This is a genomic window from Clostridium sp. Marseille-P299, from assembly GCF_900078195.1.
Classification (GTDB): domain Bacteria; phylum Bacillota; class Clostridia; order Lachnospirales; family Lachnospiraceae; genus Lachnoclostridium.
Window position 1 is genome coordinate 2455941 of the sequence record NZ_FJVE01000007.1, and the last position, 18740, is coordinate 2474680.

General features: G+C 33.7%; 20 protein-coding genes. All 20 read right to left on the reverse strand.

Annotated elements, in window-relative coordinates; genetic code table 11:
* Nucleotides 1–184: 184 nt before the first annotated feature.
* Nucleotides 185–919, reverse strand: a complete 735-nt coding sequence (gene rpsB, locus BN4220_RS18760) for a 30S ribosomal protein S2 (RefSeq protein WP_066720258.1) — start codon at nucleotides 917–919, stop codon at nucleotides 185–187.
* A gap of 272 nt (nucleotides 920–1191) precedes the next feature.
* Nucleotides 1192–1881, reverse strand: a complete 690-nt coding sequence (locus BN4220_RS18765) for a hypothetical protein (RefSeq protein ID WP_066720261.1) — start codon at nucleotides 1879–1881, stop codon at nucleotides 1192–1194.
* Nucleotides 1882–1943: 62 nt separating this feature from the next.
* Complete coding sequence (locus BN4220_RS18770; RefSeq protein WP_066720264.1) at nucleotides 1944–2642, reverse strand: DUF6115 domain-containing protein; 699 nt, start codon at nucleotides 2640–2642, stop codon at nucleotides 1944–1946.
* Nucleotides 2643–2660: 18 nt separating this feature from the next.
* The gene (locus BN4220_RS18775; RefSeq protein WP_066720268.1) at nucleotides 2661–2996 is read right to left on the reverse strand and encodes a hypothetical protein; all 336 of its coding nucleotides are present in this window, start codon (nucleotides 2994–2996) and stop codon (nucleotides 2661–2663) included.
* 34 nt (nucleotides 2997–3030) lie between these two features.
* The gene (locus BN4220_RS18780; RefSeq protein WP_066720271.1) at nucleotides 3031–4620 is read right to left on the reverse strand and encodes a DUF342 domain-containing protein; all 1590 of its coding nucleotides are present in this window, start codon (nucleotides 4618–4620) and stop codon (nucleotides 3031–3033) included.
* A 36-nt stretch (nucleotides 4621–4656) separates the two neighbouring features.
* Entirely contained in the window at nucleotides 4657–5418 is a 762-nt protein-coding gene (locus tag BN4220_RS18785; protein ID WP_066720274.1) for a FliA/WhiG family RNA polymerase sigma factor, read from the reverse strand.
* Nucleotides 5419–5489: 71 nt separating this feature from the next.
* Complete coding sequence (locus BN4220_RS18790) at nucleotides 5490–5801, reverse strand: hypothetical protein (protein ID WP_148401773.1); 312 nt, start codon at nucleotides 5799–5801, stop codon at nucleotides 5490–5492.
* 17 nt (nucleotides 5802–5818) lie between these two features.
* The gene (locus BN4220_RS18795) at nucleotides 5819–6304 is read right to left on the reverse strand and encodes a chemotaxis protein CheD (protein WP_066720280.1); all 486 of its coding nucleotides are present in this window, start codon (nucleotides 6302–6304) and stop codon (nucleotides 5819–5821) included.
* 8 nt (nucleotides 6305–6312) lie between these two features.
* Complete coding sequence (locus BN4220_RS18800; RefSeq protein ID WP_066720283.1) at nucleotides 6313–6930, reverse strand: chemotaxis protein CheC; 618 nt, start codon at nucleotides 6928–6930, stop codon at nucleotides 6313–6315.
* A 111-nt stretch (nucleotides 6931–7041) separates the two neighbouring features.
* Nucleotides 7042–7512: a chemotaxis protein CheW gene (locus BN4220_RS18805; protein ID WP_066720286.1), complete on the reverse strand. Its 471-nt coding sequence runs from the start codon at nucleotides 7510–7512 to the stop codon at nucleotides 7042–7044.
* 10 nt (nucleotides 7513–7522) lie between these two features.
* Nucleotides 7523–9634, reverse strand: coding sequence for a chemotaxis protein CheA (locus BN4220_RS18810; RefSeq protein ID WP_066720288.1), 2112 nt, complete (start codon nucleotides 9632–9634; stop codon nucleotides 7523–7525).
* Nucleotide 9635: 1 nt separating this feature from the next.
* A complete protein-coding gene (locus BN4220_RS18815; RefSeq protein ID WP_066720299.1) occupies nucleotides 9636–10757 on the reverse strand; it encodes a protein-glutamate methylesterase/protein-glutamine glutaminase in 1122 nt (373 codons plus the stop codon).
* A 3-nt stretch (nucleotides 10758–10760) separates the two neighbouring features.
* Nucleotides 10761–11447 carry a flagellar brake protein gene (locus tag BN4220_RS18820; protein ID WP_066720302.1) on the reverse strand — a complete coding sequence of 229 codons (687 nt, stop codon included), beginning with the start codon at nucleotides 11445–11447 and terminating at the stop codon, nucleotides 10761–10763.
* 61 nt (nucleotides 11448–11508) lie between these two features.
* Nucleotides 11509–12402 carry a MinD/ParA family protein gene (locus tag BN4220_RS18825; protein ID WP_066720304.1) on the reverse strand — a complete coding sequence of 298 codons (894 nt, stop codon included), beginning with the start codon at nucleotides 12400–12402 and terminating at the stop codon, nucleotides 11509–11511.
* On the reverse strand, nucleotides 12403–13626 hold the full coding sequence (gene flhF / locus BN4220_RS18830) for a flagellar biosynthesis protein FlhF (protein ID WP_066720307.1): 1224 nt from the start codon (nucleotides 13624–13626) through the stop codon (nucleotides 12403–12405).
* The gene (flhA, locus tag BN4220_RS18835; protein WP_066720311.1) at nucleotides 13626–15659 is read right to left on the reverse strand and encodes a flagellar biosynthesis protein FlhA; all 2034 of its coding nucleotides are present in this window, start codon (nucleotides 15657–15659) and stop codon (nucleotides 13626–13628) included. The genes flhF and flhA overlap by 1 nt, the downstream gene beginning before the upstream one ends.
* A gap of 37 nt (nucleotides 15660–15696) precedes the next feature.
* Nucleotides 15697–16809: a flagellar biosynthesis protein FlhB gene (gene flhB / locus BN4220_RS18840; RefSeq protein ID WP_066720313.1), complete on the reverse strand. Its 1113-nt coding sequence runs from the start codon at nucleotides 16807–16809 to the stop codon at nucleotides 15697–15699.
* A 42-nt stretch (nucleotides 16810–16851) separates the two neighbouring features.
* Nucleotides 16852–17622, reverse strand: coding sequence for a flagellar biosynthetic protein FliR (fliR, locus tag BN4220_RS18845; protein ID WP_066720316.1), 771 nt, complete (start codon nucleotides 17620–17622; stop codon nucleotides 16852–16854).
* A gap of 8 nt (nucleotides 17623–17630) precedes the next feature.
* Nucleotides 17631–17903, reverse strand: a complete 273-nt coding sequence (gene fliQ, locus BN4220_RS18850) for a flagellar biosynthesis protein FliQ (RefSeq protein ID WP_066720319.1) — start codon at nucleotides 17901–17903, stop codon at nucleotides 17631–17633.
* Between the two features lie 22 nt (nucleotides 17904–17925).
* Nucleotides 17926–18726 carry a flagellar type III secretion system pore protein FliP gene (gene fliP, locus BN4220_RS18855; protein WP_347477148.1) on the reverse strand — a complete coding sequence of 267 codons (801 nt, stop codon included), beginning with the start codon at nucleotides 18724–18726 and terminating at the stop codon, nucleotides 17926–17928.
* Nucleotides 18727–18740 lie beyond the last annotated feature (14 nt).

The following is an 18740-nucleotide window of genomic DNA, read 5'->3' on the forward strand; positions in this document are numbered from 1 at the left end:
AACAAATAAATTACAAATTAGCAAATTACTTATTATAAAATTCTTTCGATACATGTAGATAGAATCCTATTCCATATCCGAATGGTTCTGCTATCTAAAAAATGCTTCAGCCTAACGATTCTAGTCAGGCTGAAGCATTTTATTCACGATATATTTATATGATATCGCTTGCTACAGCGCCTAATTATTCTGCAATTGCTTCTTCTTCTACTTCTTCAGCAGAATCAGATAATTGAACACCTTGATTTGCTTCAATAACAGCATCTGCCATTTTAGCAACGATTAATTTAACCGCTCTAATAGCATCATCGTTACCAGGAATTACATAATCAAGTTCTTCTGGATCACAGTTAGTATCTGCGATACCGATTAGTGGAATTCCAAGTGTGTGAGCTTCTTGAATACAAATTCTTTCTTTCTTAGGATCTACTACGAAGATAGCGTCAGGAATTTCTTTCATATCCTTGATACCGCCAAGGTTCTTCTCAAGTTTTTCCCATTCTTTCTTTAATTCGATAACTTCCTTCTTAGGAAGAACTTCGAATGTACCATCATTAGCCATAGCTTCGATTTCTTTTAATCTTGCAATTCTAGATTGGATAGTTTTGAAGTTAGTTAACATACCACCTAACCATCTTTCGTTTACATAGTACATTCCACAACGTTCAGCTTCAGATTTAACTGAATCCTGAGCTTGTTTCTTAGTACCAACGAAAAGAACTTTACCACCGTTAGCTACTACATCTTTGATTGCATAGTAAGCTTCATCAACTTTACCTACAGATTTCTGTAAATCGATGATGTAGATACCATTTCTTTCTGTGTAGATGTACTCAGCCATTTTAGGGTTCCATCTTCTTGTTTGATGTCCGAAATGAACACCAGCTTCAAGTAATTGCTTCATTGAAATAACGCTCATATTATAATCCTCCATTTGGTTTTTACTTCCGTACAAGTTAGCTCTTAGCAAACTAAATTCATTATGAATTTAGCACCATGCTTTGAATCTTGTACGTGATTTTTGACTTGTAAAGTATACCACACAAAAAGTGAAATAGCAAGTCATTTTTTAAATTAAAATAATAATTTAGTCAATTTAACTAGTTCTGATGAATATTCACTCACTAGTTGTTTTTTTATACAAAAACACAATAAACTACTAAAAAAATTCATAAATAATTATTTACGATACTATTTGTTTTTTAACGGCTTTTTTGTAATAAGCTCTGCTATTTCATCATATGTCGCACCCATAGCAATGCTATAATTGCTCGTACGAATTTTACTGGAGTACCCCTCCGTAATCAAATAACGATTGAACTCCTCCCAGTCAGCCACAAGTCCTGATTCTTGAACTGCTTTTGCTACTGCCTCCGAGCCCATTCCAGATTTAATTGCAAAACTCCTTATATCTTCTTCTATCGTTGTTGACTGTGAACCCATAGCTTCATCTTCTTTTGTCGGATCTGGCGTCATTGTCGCTTCTATTCCCTTCGTAGGCTCTGGCGTCACTGTAACTCCTATTCCCTTCGTTGGTTCTGGTGTCACTGTCGCTTCTATCCCTTTTGTTGGTTCTGGTGTCACTGTCGCTTCTATTCCCTTCGTAGGTTCTGGCGTTACTGTCGCTTCTATTCCCTTCGTAGGCTCCGGTGTTACTGTTCCTTCGGATTCCATTGTAGGTTCTGGTGTCGGTGTGATTGTTCCTTTTAACACACTTAAATCATAATCATGATCATTCTCTACCATACCTAGTTGTTTTGCTGCTGCAATGATTTCTGAATCTGACATTGCAGTTTTCGCATCTTTATTACCAAAAGAACAGACAATGACCGTTAAGATAATGCCAACACCAACACCTCGCATATAATACTTAACTTTCATCCTTTCGTAGACCTTTCCATTTATCAATTTTCTAGCTTTAAATCAATACCTATCATACTACTTTAAATTAAATTATCTCCGTATAATCCAATTACTAGCTTAACTTCTCCTTGTCCAATTCCAAGCTGTCTAGAGATTTCTAAAACGGACTTCTTTTGCCTATGCAATTTTAGAATTGCCTCGTTTCTATTTTGTATGGTCTCATCTAAAGATACGTCATCATCTTCAATATCAAATTCTGTCCACAATTCTTTCATATCTAACGAATTATTATTTTTTTCATTGATATCTATTTGATCTACTTTCTTTGAAACTTCATTCATAACGCCATTATTTTTTAGTTCTTCAAGTCTTTCTAAATATTCTTTACTCTCTCTTCTAGCAGAATCTATTTTCGTAAAAAGCTGTTTAAGCTCTTCTTCTTTTGTTGTTAGCATGTTGTAAAGAAAAACAACTTCTTCATTGTTATGATCAATCTTTGCTAAAACTTGGTCACTATATTCATGAACGGACATGATTGTTTCGTTTGATAGCTTACTAAGTTCATCCTTTGTTAACTCTAAACTTTTCGCTATTTCTTCCTCTGAAATACTTTGAATTTGGCTCTTCATCCCTCTAATATCATCTTCCGTTATTTCGTTGGAGTGAAGATTACGCAGTGGTATATCACTACTATGTTCTTCATTTCTATCAACTACAAAAAAACTTATGATAACGATAACTAAGCCAAGAATCAATAATACTATCTGTGCTGTTGTCATATGAAATGTATTTCCCCTTTATATTCTAATGTCTATTCTACCAAAAGAAGAACTTATGCCATTGTTATTATCCTTATTTGTTTCATTCTTTTTAGAATCTTTTTTCTTTTGTTCTTTTCCTTGATAACTATTGTTTCCTTTTTCTTTTGCATCGTATCGATATTCTGGGTTCACGCTTTTATTGGTTGCAACAGTTTGAGTGCTATTATGTTTTATTTCTTGATTCATTTTTGCAGCCATTACCTGTTGCTCTACGTTAGGCTTATGCATCTCTGTTTGCTTCATAAAAGATGCTTCTTGTGATTTTGGTGCCATAGAAATCATTTCTACTGGTGAAATTGCCATTGAAACCATGCCCCTTTCCTGCAATGCATTGATTGCTTTAAAATCATAATGGGCCTACACGAATATCTCCATCTTCTTTTACTAACGTGCAGCGTGCCATCTCAGTTCTTACATAATACACGATATTAGAAATAACGACTTTACAACCAGGATATATGATACTGCTTATTTTAATAGTTCCTCTATCATTACTATGAATAATCTCACTTAATTTTTGCTGCCTTAACTCAAGCTCTTTTAATCTCTTTTCGCTATGTTCTTTGGTACTTGTAAGTGAACGTAAGGAGCCAATCTTATCCGTTGGAAGTCTTTCGCCTGCCTTAATTTTTCTTGCAAACAATACCAATGTTTGGGTTATTTTTTCTAACTCTAGTTCTATATCGGCAATTTCCTTATCAATATCTCGATACTCTTCCATTATTCTTGGGTCATTTCCAACTTCTAATAGTGTATTGGTCCCCATAATAGATCCTACTGTTTTTGCTTGAATCATTGTTCCTGAACGAATTTCACCACCTGTGATAAAGCCTCGTTTCCCGTCAACAATAATATCACCTCTGGCGGTTACATTACTATGTAAGATAGCTTCTGTAGTAATATATCCTCCTGCATTTATATTTGCATTCTCTATAAATTTTGTAATGATATTTCCCTCAGCCTGTAAACTTCCTTTATTCATACCTTGAATTCCACGTTTTAGGATTATATTTCCTCCCGCATATAAAGTGGCACCTTCCACCACATCATCAACAATAATGTCTCCTTGAGCAATTACTGTATATCCAGTACGTACACTACCTTTAATATGTACATGACCAACATACTTAATATCCCCAGTAGTCGCATCCACATTTGCAGGTACTTCATAGGTATTCTCAACAAAGACTTTATTATCAATTAATGTAGCATGTCCTGAAATATCAGAGTACATAAAGCATCCATCTTCTGAGAGATGTATATTACGTCCATGTCTTAAAATTTTATTTTCAACCTTGTGTGGTTTTATCACAGCACCAAAGATATCCTTACCAGGTATCCCTGCAACTGCAGGCTCTAAGGAAGCCAGTACGCTTCCCTTTTCTACTTTGCAAAAATTCTCAAGTTGGTGAAAATCAACCGAACCATCTTCGTTTAATTTAGGTTTTTTGCTTAAATCTGTATTAAAATAATACGTAATCTTCGCTGACTTACCTTCTTTGACAGGTAAATAAGTTGCAAGCTCTGTTTCAGTACAATACACCGGCTGTCTTAAGAATTGGTCAATGTATTCTTCCTTAATCCCATACTTTACACCTGCTTTTAGCAAATTCTTTATGATATCTTCTTTGCTTAATCGGCTACCATTTAAAGAAGGTGGATAAAATCTTCCGAACGCTTTTGACTTATCTGGCGCTATTTTTATAATAACACTTTCATTAATCGGTGGAATCACTTGATTGCTTATTTTAATTACTTTCCTTTCCCTTAATGAAAACATTTCATTCATTAATTGCCTATTATCATATAAAATTGACTGTTGATCTAAATAGCTAGCAACTTCTCTAATATCTAACAATGATCCATGATCAAACTCAGGATATAAAATCATATAAACGCCGTCTGGTCTTACGTCCAATTGAAAATAACTATTCATTTTTCCAATCCCCCTACCCCCATATATTAATTATAATTAACGCATAAATAATTCAATATAGTTACCCAGTTTTATTCTCATTTTCTGTATTGCCTTGGTGTGTAATTGTGATATTCTTGATTCAGAAACCTCTAATATTGCGCTTATCTCTTTTAATGTTAAATCTTCATAATAGTAAAGAACGATTACTTTTTTTTCTTTTTCAGTTAAATATTCTAACGCGCCTATTAGAAGTTCTTTTAGCTCTTTCTTTTCTACCACTTTTTCTGGTTGTGCATAATCCCCACTATAACTACTTTCTAATTTCCCTTCCCCTTGTTCCATATATTCATCAAGCGAAACCAAATTTGTTATTTTTGTTTGGTTCTGCCAAGTTTCTAGTTCATTTAACGAAATATCTAGTTCTGCAGCAATTTCATCATCGGTTGCTATTCTTCCATAGATATTCTCAATTTTTTGATATGCTGCATCCAACTTTTTTTGCTTTTGACGTAAAGTCCTTGGAATCCAATCCATTTTACGTATTTGATCTAATATAGCTCCTCGAATTCGAAGAGAAGCGTATGTTTCAAATTTAACACCTTTTTCATAGTCAAATTTATCGATGGCGTCGATTAAACCAAAGGTTCCATAACCAACCAAATCATCGTACTCCACATTATATCCTAAGTAAATACTAAGCCTCCCCGCAATAATCTTTACAAGATTAGCATATTCAAGGATTATCTTTTCACGAATTTCAGGTGTTTTCTTTTTACTATACAATTCCCAAAGTTTATTTCTACCCTCAATATTCATCGACGTTTTCTCCTGTTAACAAAATTTCTTATCCCACTAATTCTAACAAAAAATTACCAGCAAAAAACGGTTTATATTTCACCATCCTTTGTCTCCCTAATTTCTTCTTCCATTGTCGCACTTTCTTCCTCTGTTATTACAGACTCTTCTTCTAATTCTTCCTTCATTTCTTCTCGTCTTTTATTAACAAATGAAGCCTGCGCTTCTTTATTTATTTTGGTCATGATTTTATTCGCAATAAGACCAATCACATAAAAGATAAGTAAAACAACTAAAACAACTTTTAATGTATTTAGTAAACTAAACTTATTTATAATGCAAACAATGCTTGTAATTGCACCTGCAATAAGCATAATTATCGCTGGCAAATTCTTATATTTCATCGAATCATCCAAACCTTTCATAATGTTTTTAGTGGTTTTCCTACTGATTTTATAATAAGATCTCCACTTTCTGGATAAAATTCTATTGTTCTACCATAATTTAAGCCTGTATCTTCTGCAACAATTGGTATTTTAAGTTGATGTAATATTTGTTTTGTTGCTTCTACATTTCTTTCACCGACTCTTAACATTTCATTATTGGATTGAAACGCAAACATCTGTGCTCCTCCAGCGATTTTAGCTTTAAGAGAAGCTCTTAATGCTCCCATTCTTAAAAGTCTTTTAATTAATTCATCTATTCCAGTATCTGCAAATTTAGCAATGTTTTCATTGTTTCGTATCTTCGTACTATCAGGTAACATAACATGCACCAAACCGGCTATTTTCTTTGTTGGATCATACAGAACAATACCGACACAAGAGCCTAACCCAAGTGTTGTTATTGCATTCGGCGCGACACATACATTCATGTCTGCCATTCCAACCTTTATCATCTCCCCCATCAAACCACCTACATTCCTAGGGACGTTAAAATCGTATTATAAGATTCCAAGGTTGGTATTAAAATAAAGTAACCATTAACTTCAGTATCCTTATTTCCGAATTCTGTCTCTATTAATAAAGCCTTATCACTAATTTTACTAAACTCAATTGCCGGAACACTTAAAATAGCTCCAGCCATATCAATTGCCATGTACGGCACACTTGAAGTAATCGTTAAATTTGTTAGTGCAGAAAGTGAATTAAGGTATGCACCTGCTATAATATTTCCAATCTCTTGTAATGCAGATAACTCCATTTCGGTAAAATTACCGCTTCCATCTCCTAGACCTGCCATTAGCATACTTACAATTTTATGCGCTGGTTCTTTTTCTAAAATAAACATGATCATACCATCGATGCTACCTTCAAGGGTTAACAAAATACCTACAACAAGGTTTTCTGCTCCGCCGATTAGTTCCGATAAATCTTTAAATTCTAACATCTCAATTTTAGGTACTTTCATATCAACTTTTTGATTTAACATCTGTGATAATGCGGTCGTTGCGTTGCCTGCCCCTATGTTTCCAATTTCTCTTAGTACATCAAATTGCATAGAATCCATGGAGTCTAATTTAACTTCTTTCATCCTTTTACTCCTTCCATTCACTTTATGACAAAAGGCTGTCGCAAAGCTATACATTGCAAAGGCTTTATGTACCATCGCATGTAGAGACCTGTTTTGCTACAGCCTTTTTAATTACATTCTTACTTCTTTTTCCTTGTCAATAATAACAGCAGGCAAATTTAATAATGAAATCAAAGTATCCCCATGCTTTCCTACGCCATATAAGTAAGCAGTTCTATCATCGTTAGAAACACCAGAATTAAAGTCGATGTTCTCATCTTCTAACGTGATTACTTCTTTTACCTCATCTACAATAAAGCCAATTGCAGCTTGTGGTTCTAATTTAATAATAATGATTCTAGTAGCATTTGTTATTTCATCTGGCTCTAAATCAAACTTTAAACGTAGGCTCATAACAGGTATGATTTCACCGCGAATATTAATTACCCCTTTAAAATAAGGTTGTGCTTTAGGAACTCTTGTGATTCGTTGCATACGAACAATGTTATCAATGTATGCAATATTAATTCCATATTGTTCATTCCCAAGCTTAATCACGATATATTGCTTTGAATCTGTTGCTATACTATAATTTTTTTCCATACTAAGCCTCCTATACCAAAGCGTTAACGTCAAGAATTAGCGCAATCTCACCGTCACCTAAAATAGTTGCACCGCTAATCATCTTGCTGTTATTGATATACTTACCGATGGACTTAATAACAATTTCTAATTGACCGATTAGATTATCAACAACCAAACCAGCTAACTTATCACCCTTCTTTACAATAACAACGGTTAACTCATTTGCTCCCTCTACACTATCCATAACATCAAGCACCTTGTTTAAACGAATGAGTGGAATTACGTTGCCACGAAGATGAATCACTTCTTTTGTTTGTACGTACTTAATATCCTTTGATGGTACGCTTTCAATCGTCTCTATGCTTCCTAGTGGAATTGCATATTTTTCTGACCCAAGTTCAACCATCAATGCTTGAATAATAGCTAAGGTAAGTGGAAGGTGAATAATAAATTTGCTTCCCTGTCCTAATACTGTCTTGGTTTCTATGCTACCGCCTAAAGCTTCTATTTTTGTTTTTACAACATCTAGACCAACACCTCGACCTGATACATCGGAGATTACCTTTGCTGTTGAAAAACTTGGTTTAAATAGCAAATCGATAATTTCTTTATCTGTCATTACAGAGGCTTGTTCTTCTGTAATTGTGCCTTTATTTATAGCACTTTGTTTTACTTTCTCAACATCGATTCCTGCACCGTCATCACGAACTTCAATCACAACATTGTTACCTTCTTGGTATGCATCTAAGAATATAGAGCCCATTTCAGGTTTTCCTAATCGAATTCTTTCTTCATTGGACTCAAGTCCATGATCTGCTGCATTTCTTAATAAATGCATCAATGGATCCCCAATTTCATCAATTACGGTACGATCAAGTTCGGTATCTTCACCCGTCATATATAATTCCATATGTTTACCAAGTTTTTTTGATAAATCACGAATCATACGTGGAAAACGATTGACTACACTTTCAATTGGTACCATTCGCACCTTCATAACTGATTGGTGAAGATTTGTTGTTATGCGTTCTAAGTACTCAATTTGTTCATGGAAATTCGAATTATCTCTAGATTTTGCTTCATTATCATTCATGGAAACCAGTCCATTTTTTGCAATGATTAACTCACTAACTAAATTCATTAAATCGTCTAATTTCTCAATATCAACACGTACTGAACGATTCACTACTGGTTTTGCAGTATGTTGATTGGATGCCACTGCACCACTTTTGTTTTGTGTACTGCTCTTAGCCGCAGCTTTTGCATTCTCTTTAACTTCGCTACTCTCATGGTTATCTACCGAAGTTTCAATTTCTTCTTTTGTCTCAATTTTATGTATCTTAACGTCCTTAATCTCTGAAATGCTAAGCACAAGCTTTTCGACCTTCTCAGCAGATTCTTTTGTCAGTAAAACAACAGAAAAATCAAAATCAAAATGCTCATCTTCTATGTCTTGCACCTCAGGACTGGATTTTATAACATCTCCAATTTCTTCAAAGGCTTTAAATACTAAGAATGCTCTTGCTGCCTTTAAAATACAGCTTTCTTGAATATACACTCTAATTTCAAAAGCATTTCCGCCTTCTTCTTGCATCTTAGCGATTGCACGTTCTTCATGATCTGCAAGAGTTAACTTTCTTTGTATTCCCTCTTTTGCATCACCATCTTCTTTTACATTTGTTTGCGTAGAAGACTCTGAAACATTGTCAGAATTCGCAGCTGCATTGCCAAGCTTTTCTTCGTTTTTACTTGAAAGGCCATCTTTTAAAATACGATTCAGTGCAGCTATAATTTCCTCATAATCTTCATTACCTTCGTTTCCAGAGTTAATAATATTCGCTAAGTAGAATTCCAAAGCATCTAAACCACGAAACAATACATCGACTAACTCATCTTTTACACTCATATTTCCAGTACGTATTTCTGAAAAAACATTTTCCATGTCATGTGTTAATCGCTGCATTTTCTTATAACCCATTGTACCCGCCATTCCTTTTAAAGAATGTGCTGCTCGAAAGATTTCATTGATTGTCTCACTATTATCAGGTTCTTTTTCCAGTATTAATAACTGTTCATTTAAACTCTGAAGATGTTCCTTCGTCTCATCAATAAATATCTCTAAATATTGGCTAACATCCATATTATTGCACCCCTACATTCTTAGTAATAGCGCTTGCAACCTCAGTAATTGAAAGAATTTCATCCACTAACCCAGCTTCTTTTACAACCTTTGGCATACCATATACTGTAGATGTTGCTTCATCTTGTGCTATTACATAAATATTTTTTTTATCATTCAGTTGTTTGATGCCATATGTGCCATCCCCACCCATACCAGTAAGTACAACGCAGGTTATTTCTTCATAATTTGCATCCAAAAGAGATTCATACATTATATCCGCACATGGCTTTAAACCATTTCTAGGCGGTTCTTGCGTGATTTGAAGTTGATAAGCATCTCCCTTTTTTAATAAACGAAGCTGTCTTCCACCTTTTGCAATATATACGGTACCCTTTTCTATCAATTCCCCATGCTCTGCTTCTTTTACTCTTATTTTACTCATTTCGTCCAAACGTGACGCTAAGGAATTGGTAAAACCTTCTGGCATATGTTGAACAACAATTACTGGAGCATCAAGATTTTCTGGTAACAATGGAATTACATGCTGTAGCGCCTTTGGGCCTCCTGTGGAGCAAGCTAGTGCAACAATCTTCTTTGAACTTTCCACACCTTTTACAAAAGGCTTCCTTTTTACAGGTTTTACAGTAAGCTCTTTTAATTCTCTTGTAGTTGCAACTTTAACATTATCACTTGTTTTTAAATCTCCTTTGATCTGACTTTCAATCTTTTGATAATTCAGATTTAGGGCCAGACATAATGTTTGAAGAATTCTATCACGAAAACTGTTATTCTTAGCTTCTATATAACTCTCAGGTTTTGTAACAAAATCAAAAGCCCCTAACTCTAAGCAACGTATTGTTTCCTTTGCCCCTTCTTTTGCTAAGGTACTTACCATTATGATCTTGTGCTTTATATGTAATTTGTTCAGTTGTTCCAAAAATTCAATTCCACTCATTTTGGGCATATTGATATCAAGTAGAATAGCATCGTATTTTTGTGGATGTAAGGTAACAAGATCAAACGCCTCTAAACCATTTGATGCAATATCACTTATCTTAAATCTCTCATCTGACTCTATTATATCAGATATAAGTCTTCTCATAAGTGCAGAGTCATCAACAACTAAAATATTTTTTTTCATATGTTAATTTAGACCTCTTTCTTTTCGTCGCCTCTTGCGCTCTTCTTCAAAGATATAACGTACAATAATTTCTCTGTCTTCTTTCTTAATATTAGAAAACTCTACACGGTACTCATATTTTGCATTACGGTTTGAAGTTGGTAGGCAACTTATAATTTTGGATTCGATTTTAAAGTTTTTGAGTCCCTGTGTTGTAAATAATGAAAAGGATACTATTAACATATCAGCTTGTAGTTGCTTTTGCGAATAAAATCGAATTCCGCCGCCGCTTATATCTATAATAACTCCACTGATCCAAGTTTTAGGGTCTTGCCCTTCTTCTACTACTGCGCCAAATTTAAAATCAATCAAACATTCTAACCGGTAGTACTGCCTTCTTTGATTTTTTTCTAGCTCAGAAGTAAATTCCACATTTGCTATAAATAAATTTTGATTACGAAAACGTTCTGTAACAACTGCTTTGCATTGATACAAACCATTTTTTGTATAAAAACAAAGTGAATATGTTTCTCCCACATCAAGTAGTACAACTCTACCTTTTTGAATTGGCATTGCAATACTAGCTTTATTAATATCTTGTAAATCTAGCAATTGACTCATATAAATTTTAGGCTTAGAGACAGTACCTAGTCGATTGCTACAATGAAACAATTCAATTTTATCTCCTATTGATAGTATATTTCCCCACATTGCAACCTCCATGCCCTGTATGAATCTTTTATGATGACTACTTTCACTGTAACGTCAATTACTAATAACGTTTTCTCAATAAATACTTAGATTTTATCAAACTTGAAAATAACTGTGATATTCCCTTTTTTTGTTCTGGAACAGTTAATTCTTCATTACATACTTTTGCAGCAATTGTTCTATATGCATACGCAGAAGGTGAATTTTGATAAATCATAGTCACAGGTTTTTGTTGTAATACTGCCTTTATTGCTAAAGGGTCCTGTGGTATATTTCCTAAATGATCTATTTGAAAGTTCAAAAATTTATCCACTACAGTGCTTAGCTTCTCATAAATATCATTTCCTTCGATTTCATTCGAAACGCGATTTGATATAATTTTTACTTTCGTATCTTCTTTTGAAAAATCTTCTTTTTTGTTTAGTGTTTTTAACAGAGCATATGCGTCAGTAATTGAAGTAGGCTCTGGCGTTGTTACTAAAAACACCTCGGAAGAAGCTGTTACAAATTCTAATACATTGTCTGATATTCCTGCACCTGTATCTATAATAATAATATCTGCCATTTCGTCAAGTTCGACTAGTTTATTAGACAAATAAATAATTTGCTCTCTTGTTAGCCTTGTCAGTTCTTGTATTCCAGAACCGCCTGAAATAAATCCGATTCCTTCCGGACCTTGCGTCACAATGTCTTTTAAATCTTTTCCATGAAACATTAAATCTGCCAAGTTATACTTTGGACGTACGCCAAACATAACCTCAATATTGGCAAGGCCAAAGTCAGCATCAAATATAATAACCCTTTTACCAAGTCTTGTCATCTCAACTGCTAGATTTACCGATGTACTTGATTTTCCAACTCCGCCCTTACCACTAGTGATTGTAATGACTCTTGAACACGCTTTTTGCTCATTTTGTTGTTTCACTAGTTTTCGTAATTGTTCTGCTTGATCCATTTATTCGTTGCCCCCCAAAAGTTGCTTTGCAATTTGCTGTGCATCGATTTTAGAAATGTCATCTGGTACATTCTGACCGTGTGTCACATATGACAAAGGAGCTCCTGTTAACATTTTAATATTAAAAATATTTCCTATTGATGTAGTTTCATCCAACTTAGTAAAAATCAATCTATAGTCTGTTATTTCTGAATAAGCATCTGTAATACGAACTAAGTCTTTATTTTTCGTAGTTGCACTTAAAACGAGATATATTTCTCTATCTTCTTTTGGAATGCTATTAATTAATTTTTCTATATCATCTCTTTGTTCCCTTGAACGATGAGAACGTCCTGCAGTATCAACTAAAACAATATCATAGTCTTTAAAATCTTCCCGCACCTCTTCCATTTCATTATAAGAATAGATAACACGAAGTGGAACATCTAAAATATTTGCATAAGTTCTAAGCTGTTCAACAGCGGCGATACGGTATGTATCAGAAGTTATCAAAGCAATCTTTCCTTTTTTCTCTACTTTGATACTAGAGGCAATCTTTGCAATAGTAGTAGTCTTTCCAACTCCTGTTGGGCCGATAAAAAAGATATATTTTGTCTTACCTTCAGTAATACTTATCGTCTGTGTTTGACCAAGTTTTAAAATAATTTTCTGATATATACTTGCAAGTATACTATCAATCGTTGCATCTTTCTTTAAAGAAGGTTCTATCTCTCCTATAATATCATTTATAATCTTTTCATCTACTTCATTTGCCAATAATTGATTATAAATAAGTTGTATCCAAGGTAATTCTTTATTCTCTGTTTCCTCTTTATTACTTTGTTTTTCTTCGACATCTTTTTTAGCAGACTCTGAAATTTGTTTTTCTAACATTGCTTGAAGATTATTAAGTTTCATCTCTATTGATGATGATGGTAAATCTTCTGTTACTTGATTCGAGCCTTTTTGATATTCTAATTCTTGCTCAAAACTATTTTGTTTCGACTCAGATCTAGAATTTTCATAAATGGAGTTCGTCATAGGTTCTTTTTGTACTTCAGTTGCTTTATTCCTATATTCATCCACTGCTGCAGTAATTTCTACGGTTGAATTCTTAAAGAATTTAAATATACCTCTTGGACGTATTGTTTTAATATTCATGACAATAGCATCTTTTCCAAGGTCATCCTTAGCTAGCATAATTGCCTCTGTTTCTGTATTGGCTTGAAATTTCTTAATAATCATTATGCTGTCACCATCCCTACTGACTGTAATTCTACATCGGATTCTATTTCGTTATATGAAATCACAATTAAGTCATTAAAATAATCTTTTGTTAACTTTTTAAAATACATTCTTACGATTGGAGATGTAATAATAATCGGATTTCTACCTAGTTTCTCCAATTTTTCTACTTCAGTTTTCACTGATTGCATAATATGCTGCGTTTTATCAGGATCTAAATTCAAATAAGCACCCTGTTCTGTTTGTTTTACGGAATTCATAATCTCTTGTTCTATCTTTGGATCAAGTGTTACTACACTTGTAGAATCGCTATCTCCAAAGTATTTATTAGAGATTGCGCGTTTTAAAGCTTGTCTAACATACTCAGTTAGCACATCGGTATCTCTCGTTGTCGGTGCATAATCTGCTAAGGTTTCAAAAATAGTAATTAAATCTCTGATGGAGATACCTTCACGTAATAAGTTTTGTAAAACTTTTTGAATTTCACCAACTCCAAGTAATTTTGGTACCAATTCCCCAATCAATGTCTGGTTTGCTTCCTGAATATTATTAATAAGATTTTGTACATCCTGTCTAGTAAGTAATTCATCAAGATGCGTCTTAATTACTTCTGTTAAATGAGTAGCGATAATCGATGGAGGATCAACTACCGTATATCCAAAGGATTCTGCTCTTTCCCTTTGTGCTTCAGTAATCCATAATGCTGGCAAATGGAAGGAAGGTTCAAAGGTTGGAATACCTGTGATTTCTTCTTCTACATAACCAGGATTCATTGCCATATAGTGATCAAATAATATTTCACCACTACTTACTGGAATCCCTTTTATCTTAATAACATATTGATTTGGATTTAATTGAATATTATCTCTCAAACGTATTGTAGGTACTACACACCCATATTCTAAAGCAATTTGGCGACGAATTAAAACAACTCGATCCAATAAATCTCCACCTTGATTGACATCTGCAAGTGGTATAATACCATATCCAAATTCAAGTTCAATTTGATCTACCTGTAATAATGAAACAACATTTTCTGGTCTTCTAATTTCATCTGCTGAAACTTCATCCGTTGCAGCTTCCTCTTCAATACTTGCAATACGAACGCGTTTGGAAATTGTTCGTCCAACAACAATAAAGACGATACCATAACTTACAAATACAATAAACGGCAAAGGTGTTACTACTCCTAAAAAGATTAAAGCAGCACCAACCATATATAATACTTTAGGTATGGAGAATAATTGTTTTACAAGTAAATCTCCAATATCCGCTTCCTTAGAAACCTTGGTAACAAGAATACCAGTACTAAGTGAAATCATAAGAGAAGGAATCTGGCTTACCAGACCATCACCGATTGAAAGAATTGCATATTCTTGAAATGCTGCACCAGCAGACAAATTCATTCTTGTCATTCCCATAACGACTCCACCAACCATATTAATTACGGTGATTATAAGTCCAGCAATTGCATCTCCTTTTACGTATTTCGTAGCACCATCCATAGCTCCAAAGAAACTGGATTCTTCTTGAATTTTTTCTCTACGCTCTCTTGCTTGCGCATCTGTAATTGCACCTGTATTAAGATCGGCATCAATTGCCATCTGTTTACCAGGCATAGCATCTAATGTAAAACGTGCTGTTACTTCAGATACACGTTCTGAGCCCTTATTAATAACCATAAACTGAACAAGAATTAATATGACAAACACTATGACACCAATTACAACATCACCACCACCAACGAATTCTCCAAACTGTCGAACAACCTGACCAGGATCTCCTGTTGTAAGAATTAATCTTGTTGATGAGACGTTTAGAGATATACGAAATACTGTGGTAAATAACAGTATACTTGGAAATGTTGACATGTTTAGCACTTCTTGCGAAAATAGTGCATTGAATAATACAATCATAGCTATGGATATATTAAGTGCTAATAATACATCCAGTAATATTGCTGGCATTGGTATGATTAAGAATATAATTGCTGATATAATATAAATCCCAATGGCCAAGTCTGTCTTCTTCATCCGCCAGTGCTCCTCCTCTTTTTTTAATAACCCTCATTTAATTTTTTAATGAATATACATAAGCAAGAACTTCAGCAACCATCTGATAAAGTTCCTGTGGTATTTCTTCATCTAAATCCACATTAAAATATAACATACGTGCTAGTGGCTTATTTTCCACAATTGGAATTTGGTTCTCTTTTGCTACTTCTTTAATTTTTCCTGCGATATAATCTGCACCTTTCGCTATTAAAATTGGTGCTTCTGAACGTTCTTTATCGTATTTTAGAGCGCAGGCAAAGTGCGTTGGGTTGGTAATTACAACATCTGCTGTAGGAAGCTCTTGCATCATTCTCCTTTGCGAAGATTCCCTCATCTTTTGACGTATCTTAGATTTTACCTGTGGATCACCTTCCGATTGTTTAAATTCATCCTTTACTTCTTGTTTGGTCATTCTCATATCCTTTTTAAACTTGCGTTTTTGATAAAATAAGTCTGCAAGACCAATGACAATAAATAAAGCACTAATTTGCAATCCTAGATTAATAATAATATCTCCAACCATTATAATAGCTGCGCTTAAGTTTCCTATTTCATACATTATAGAAAGTTTACCAACTTCATCCTTTAATGTATCATAAACCATATAGCTAATTACCGTAATCTTTAGAACTGATTTTATTAATTCAACAATTTTATCTTTTGAAAATAGTTTCTTAAATCCACTAATTGGGCTAATCTTATTAAACTTTGGTTTTAATGGTTTTCCTGTAATCTCCCACTTAACTTGAAATGCATTCACGACAAATGCAATTACCATTCCCGTTAAAAATACAGGCAAACAAATAAGTATAATATCAATTCCAACATCTTTTAGTAAACTTGCAGCTATTGTTGTATTGAAATCTTCTTTAGCTAATAAATCAATCTTACCAAAAGAGGATTCAAAAGATTCAATCAAACTTTCCCCAATGTAACCGATAAACAATTTCAATACTAAAAATAATGCCAACAAACCACTAGCAGTAATTAATTCCTGGCTTTTAGCAACTTGCCCTTCTTTTCTCGCATCACTTAACTTTTTAGCAGATGCTTCTTCGGTTTTCTCCCCTCCGCTTTCTGCGAATAACTGTAATTGATACGGAAAAGGATAGGAATATTTTTGAATCATAGAAACCTCTTCTTATATCTATTTCCTTGTCGACATACTTATTTATGTCTTCATATAATATATTGCTTGTTTTAACATATCCATCATCTCATTAAAAATAAAATCAGCAACCGATGGCATCATAGAAATCATAAATACTAAAACAATAAGTCCAATAAATACTTTTAACTGCATACCAATTACAAACATGTTCATCTGTGGTGCCACTTTTGCTAAAATAGCTAAAATTGTATTAACCATTAAAAGTGCAGTAAAGAGTGGTAAAATAATTCGAAACGCAATTATAAAATAATCCGTAATGAATTTAATCATTGCCGTAGCTATCGTAGGTTTGATTATAATATTACCAACTGGCAAAACCTCAAAAGAATCTATAATTGCTTTTAATATGTAATGATGCATATTGGTAACCAGTAAAACCAACATAACGGCATAGGAATATAGATTTGATGTAATAGTTACTTGTGCACTCGTAATGGGATCATATTCATTCACCATAGAGAATCCTATTTCCATATCCATCATTTGACCTGCCAATGATAAGATATGATATCCTATATTTGCAAAATACCCCATGATCAGCCCTGCTAAGATTTCTTTACCTAGAAATAATGAGTACTCAATCATAGTTTTTTCATTGACTGGGGTATAGGGTATTGTCTCAAATATGATCACAGCAAGGGCAATTGAAAGTCCAATCTTTACTCGTTGTGGTACGTTTTTTAAACTAAAAAATGGAGCAGCATATATAAATGCGCTAACCCTCACAAGGATACAAAAAAAGAATTGCAGTTGCTCAATTGAAAAGGTCATAAATCAATTTATCCTTGTATAAAATAGCGAAAATTGTCACATAAATATTGGAAAAATTCTGTGATCGATCGAAAAATCCAATTTCCACATAACATAATAACTAAAAATACTCCAATCAATTTTGGAACAAATGTGAGGGTCTGCTCCTGAATGGATGTAATTGTTTGCAAAATACTAATAATCAAACCAATAACTAAAGATACAACAAGCATTGGCGATGATACTTTGATAATTAAATATAATGCTTGACGTAATAATTCCATTAACATATTTTCATTCATTGATTATTGCTACCTCCTTACGTCAATAAAACGTCTTAACGACTTCTCCAATGATTAAATTCCAACCATCCGCCATAATAAATAACAAGATCTTAAATGGCATTGATATTGTCGTAGGTGGCAACATCATCATACCCATCGACATCAGTGTAGATGCCACTACCATGTCAATAATAATGAATGGTATATATATTAAAAATCCAATGATAAATGCTGTTCTAAGTTCGCTAATAATAAAAGCAGGAATAAGCACTGTCGTTGGAACATCGGATCTATCATTCACTTCACTTACCCCAGCGATATTAAGAAACAACTTCATATCATCCTCATTGGTTTGATCAAACATAAAGTCTCTTAATGGTTCAATCCCCTGTTCAAAAGCTTCTTCTTGAGTTATTTCACCCGCTGAAAGAGGCTTAAGTGCATCTGTATTGATTTTCGTAAAGATTGGAGACATTATAAAAAATGTTAGAAACAATGCTAAACCAATCAGAATTTGATTTGGAGGAGTTGTTTGTGTACCAAGTGCAGAACGTACAAAATGTAAAACAATAATGATACGAATAAAAGATGTCATCATAATTAATATGGATGGTGCCAAAGCAATTACAGTTAAAATGATTAAAATCTGTAAGGTTGAAGATAATGACCCACTACCTTCTTCTGAATTAAAGTAAAAGGTTACACCATCTGAATTAGTATTCGTATCAGTACTCGTAGTAGTATCCGTAGTAGTGTTCGTACTTTCTGTCTTGTTGGTAGTTTCTGTGTTCGTTGCTCTTGCTGATATCGGTACAGCAAAAAATAAGGTTAATACACAGATTGCTATTATTAAAA

Excerpts from the sequence above, each read along its gene's own strand:
- rpsB (WP_066720258.1), bottom strand. The coding sequence starts at position 919 with ATGAGCGTTATTTCAATGAAGCAATTACTTGAAGCTGGTGTTCATTTC.
- BN4220_RS18795 (WP_066720280.1), bottom strand. The coding sequence starts at position 6,304 with ATGGGGGAGATGATAAAGGTTGGAATGGCAGACATGAATGTATGTGTC.
- BN4220_RS18805 (WP_066720286.1), bottom strand. The coding sequence starts at position 7,512 with ATGGAAAAAAATTATAGTATAGCAACAGATTCAAAGCAATATATCGTG.
- BN4220_RS18785 (WP_066720274.1), bottom strand. The coding sequence starts at position 5,418 with ATGAATATTGAGGGTAGAAATAAACTTTGGGAATTGTATAGTAAAAAG.
- flhA (WP_066720311.1), bottom strand. The coding sequence starts at position 15,659 with ATGAAGAAGACAGACTTGGCCATTGGGATTTATATTATATCAGCAATT.
- flhB (WP_066720313.1), bottom strand. The coding sequence starts at position 16,809 with ATGATTCAAAAATATTCCTATCCTTTTCCGTATCAATTACAGTTATTC.
- fliQ (WP_066720319.1), bottom strand. The coding sequence starts at position 17,903 with ATGAATGAAAATATGTTAATGGAATTATTACGTCAAGCATTATATTTA.
- BN4220_RS18820 (WP_066720302.1), bottom strand. The coding sequence starts at position 11,447 with ATGTGGGGAAATATACTATCAATAGGAGATAAAATTGAATTGTTTCAT.
- BN4220_RS18810 (WP_066720288.1), bottom strand. The coding sequence starts at position 9,634 with ATGGATGTTAGCCAATATTTAGAGATATTTATTGATGAGACGAAGGAA.
- BN4220_RS18770 (WP_066720264.1), bottom strand. The coding sequence starts at position 2,642 with ATGACAACAGCACAGATAGTATTATTGATTCTTGGCTTAGTTATCGTT.
- BN4220_RS18765 (WP_066720261.1), bottom strand. The coding sequence starts at position 1,881 with ATGAAAGTTAAGTATTATATGCGAGGTGTTGGTGTTGGCATTATCTTA.
- BN4220_RS18825 (WP_066720304.1), bottom strand. The coding sequence starts at position 12,402 with ATGGATCAAGCAGAACAATTACGAAAACTAGTGAAACAACAAAATGAG.
- flhF (WP_066720307.1), bottom strand. The coding sequence starts at position 13,626 with ATGATTATTAAGAAATTTCAAGCCAATACAGAAACAGAGGCAATTATG.
- BN4220_RS18780 (WP_066720271.1), bottom strand. The coding sequence starts at position 4,620 with ATGAATAGTTATTTTCAATTGGACGTAAGACCAGACGGCGTTTATATG.
- BN4220_RS18790 (WP_148401773.1), bottom strand. The coding sequence starts at position 5,801 with ATGAAATATAAGAATTTGCCAGCGATAATTATGCTTATTGCAGGTGCA.
- BN4220_RS18775 (WP_066720268.1), bottom strand. The coding sequence starts at position 2,996 with ATGGTTTCAATGGCAATTTCACCAGTAGAAATGATTTCTATGGCACCA.
- BN4220_RS18815 (WP_066720299.1), bottom strand. The coding sequence starts at position 10,757 with ATGAAAAAAAATATTTTAGTTGTTGATGACTCTGCACTTATGAGAAGA.
- BN4220_RS18800 (WP_066720283.1), bottom strand. The coding sequence starts at position 6,930 with ATGAAAGAAGTTAAATTAGACTCCATGGATTCTATGCAATTTGATGTA.
- fliR (WP_066720316.1), bottom strand. The coding sequence starts at position 17,622 with ATGACCTTTTCAATTGAGCAACTGCAATTCTTTTTTTGTATCCTTGTG.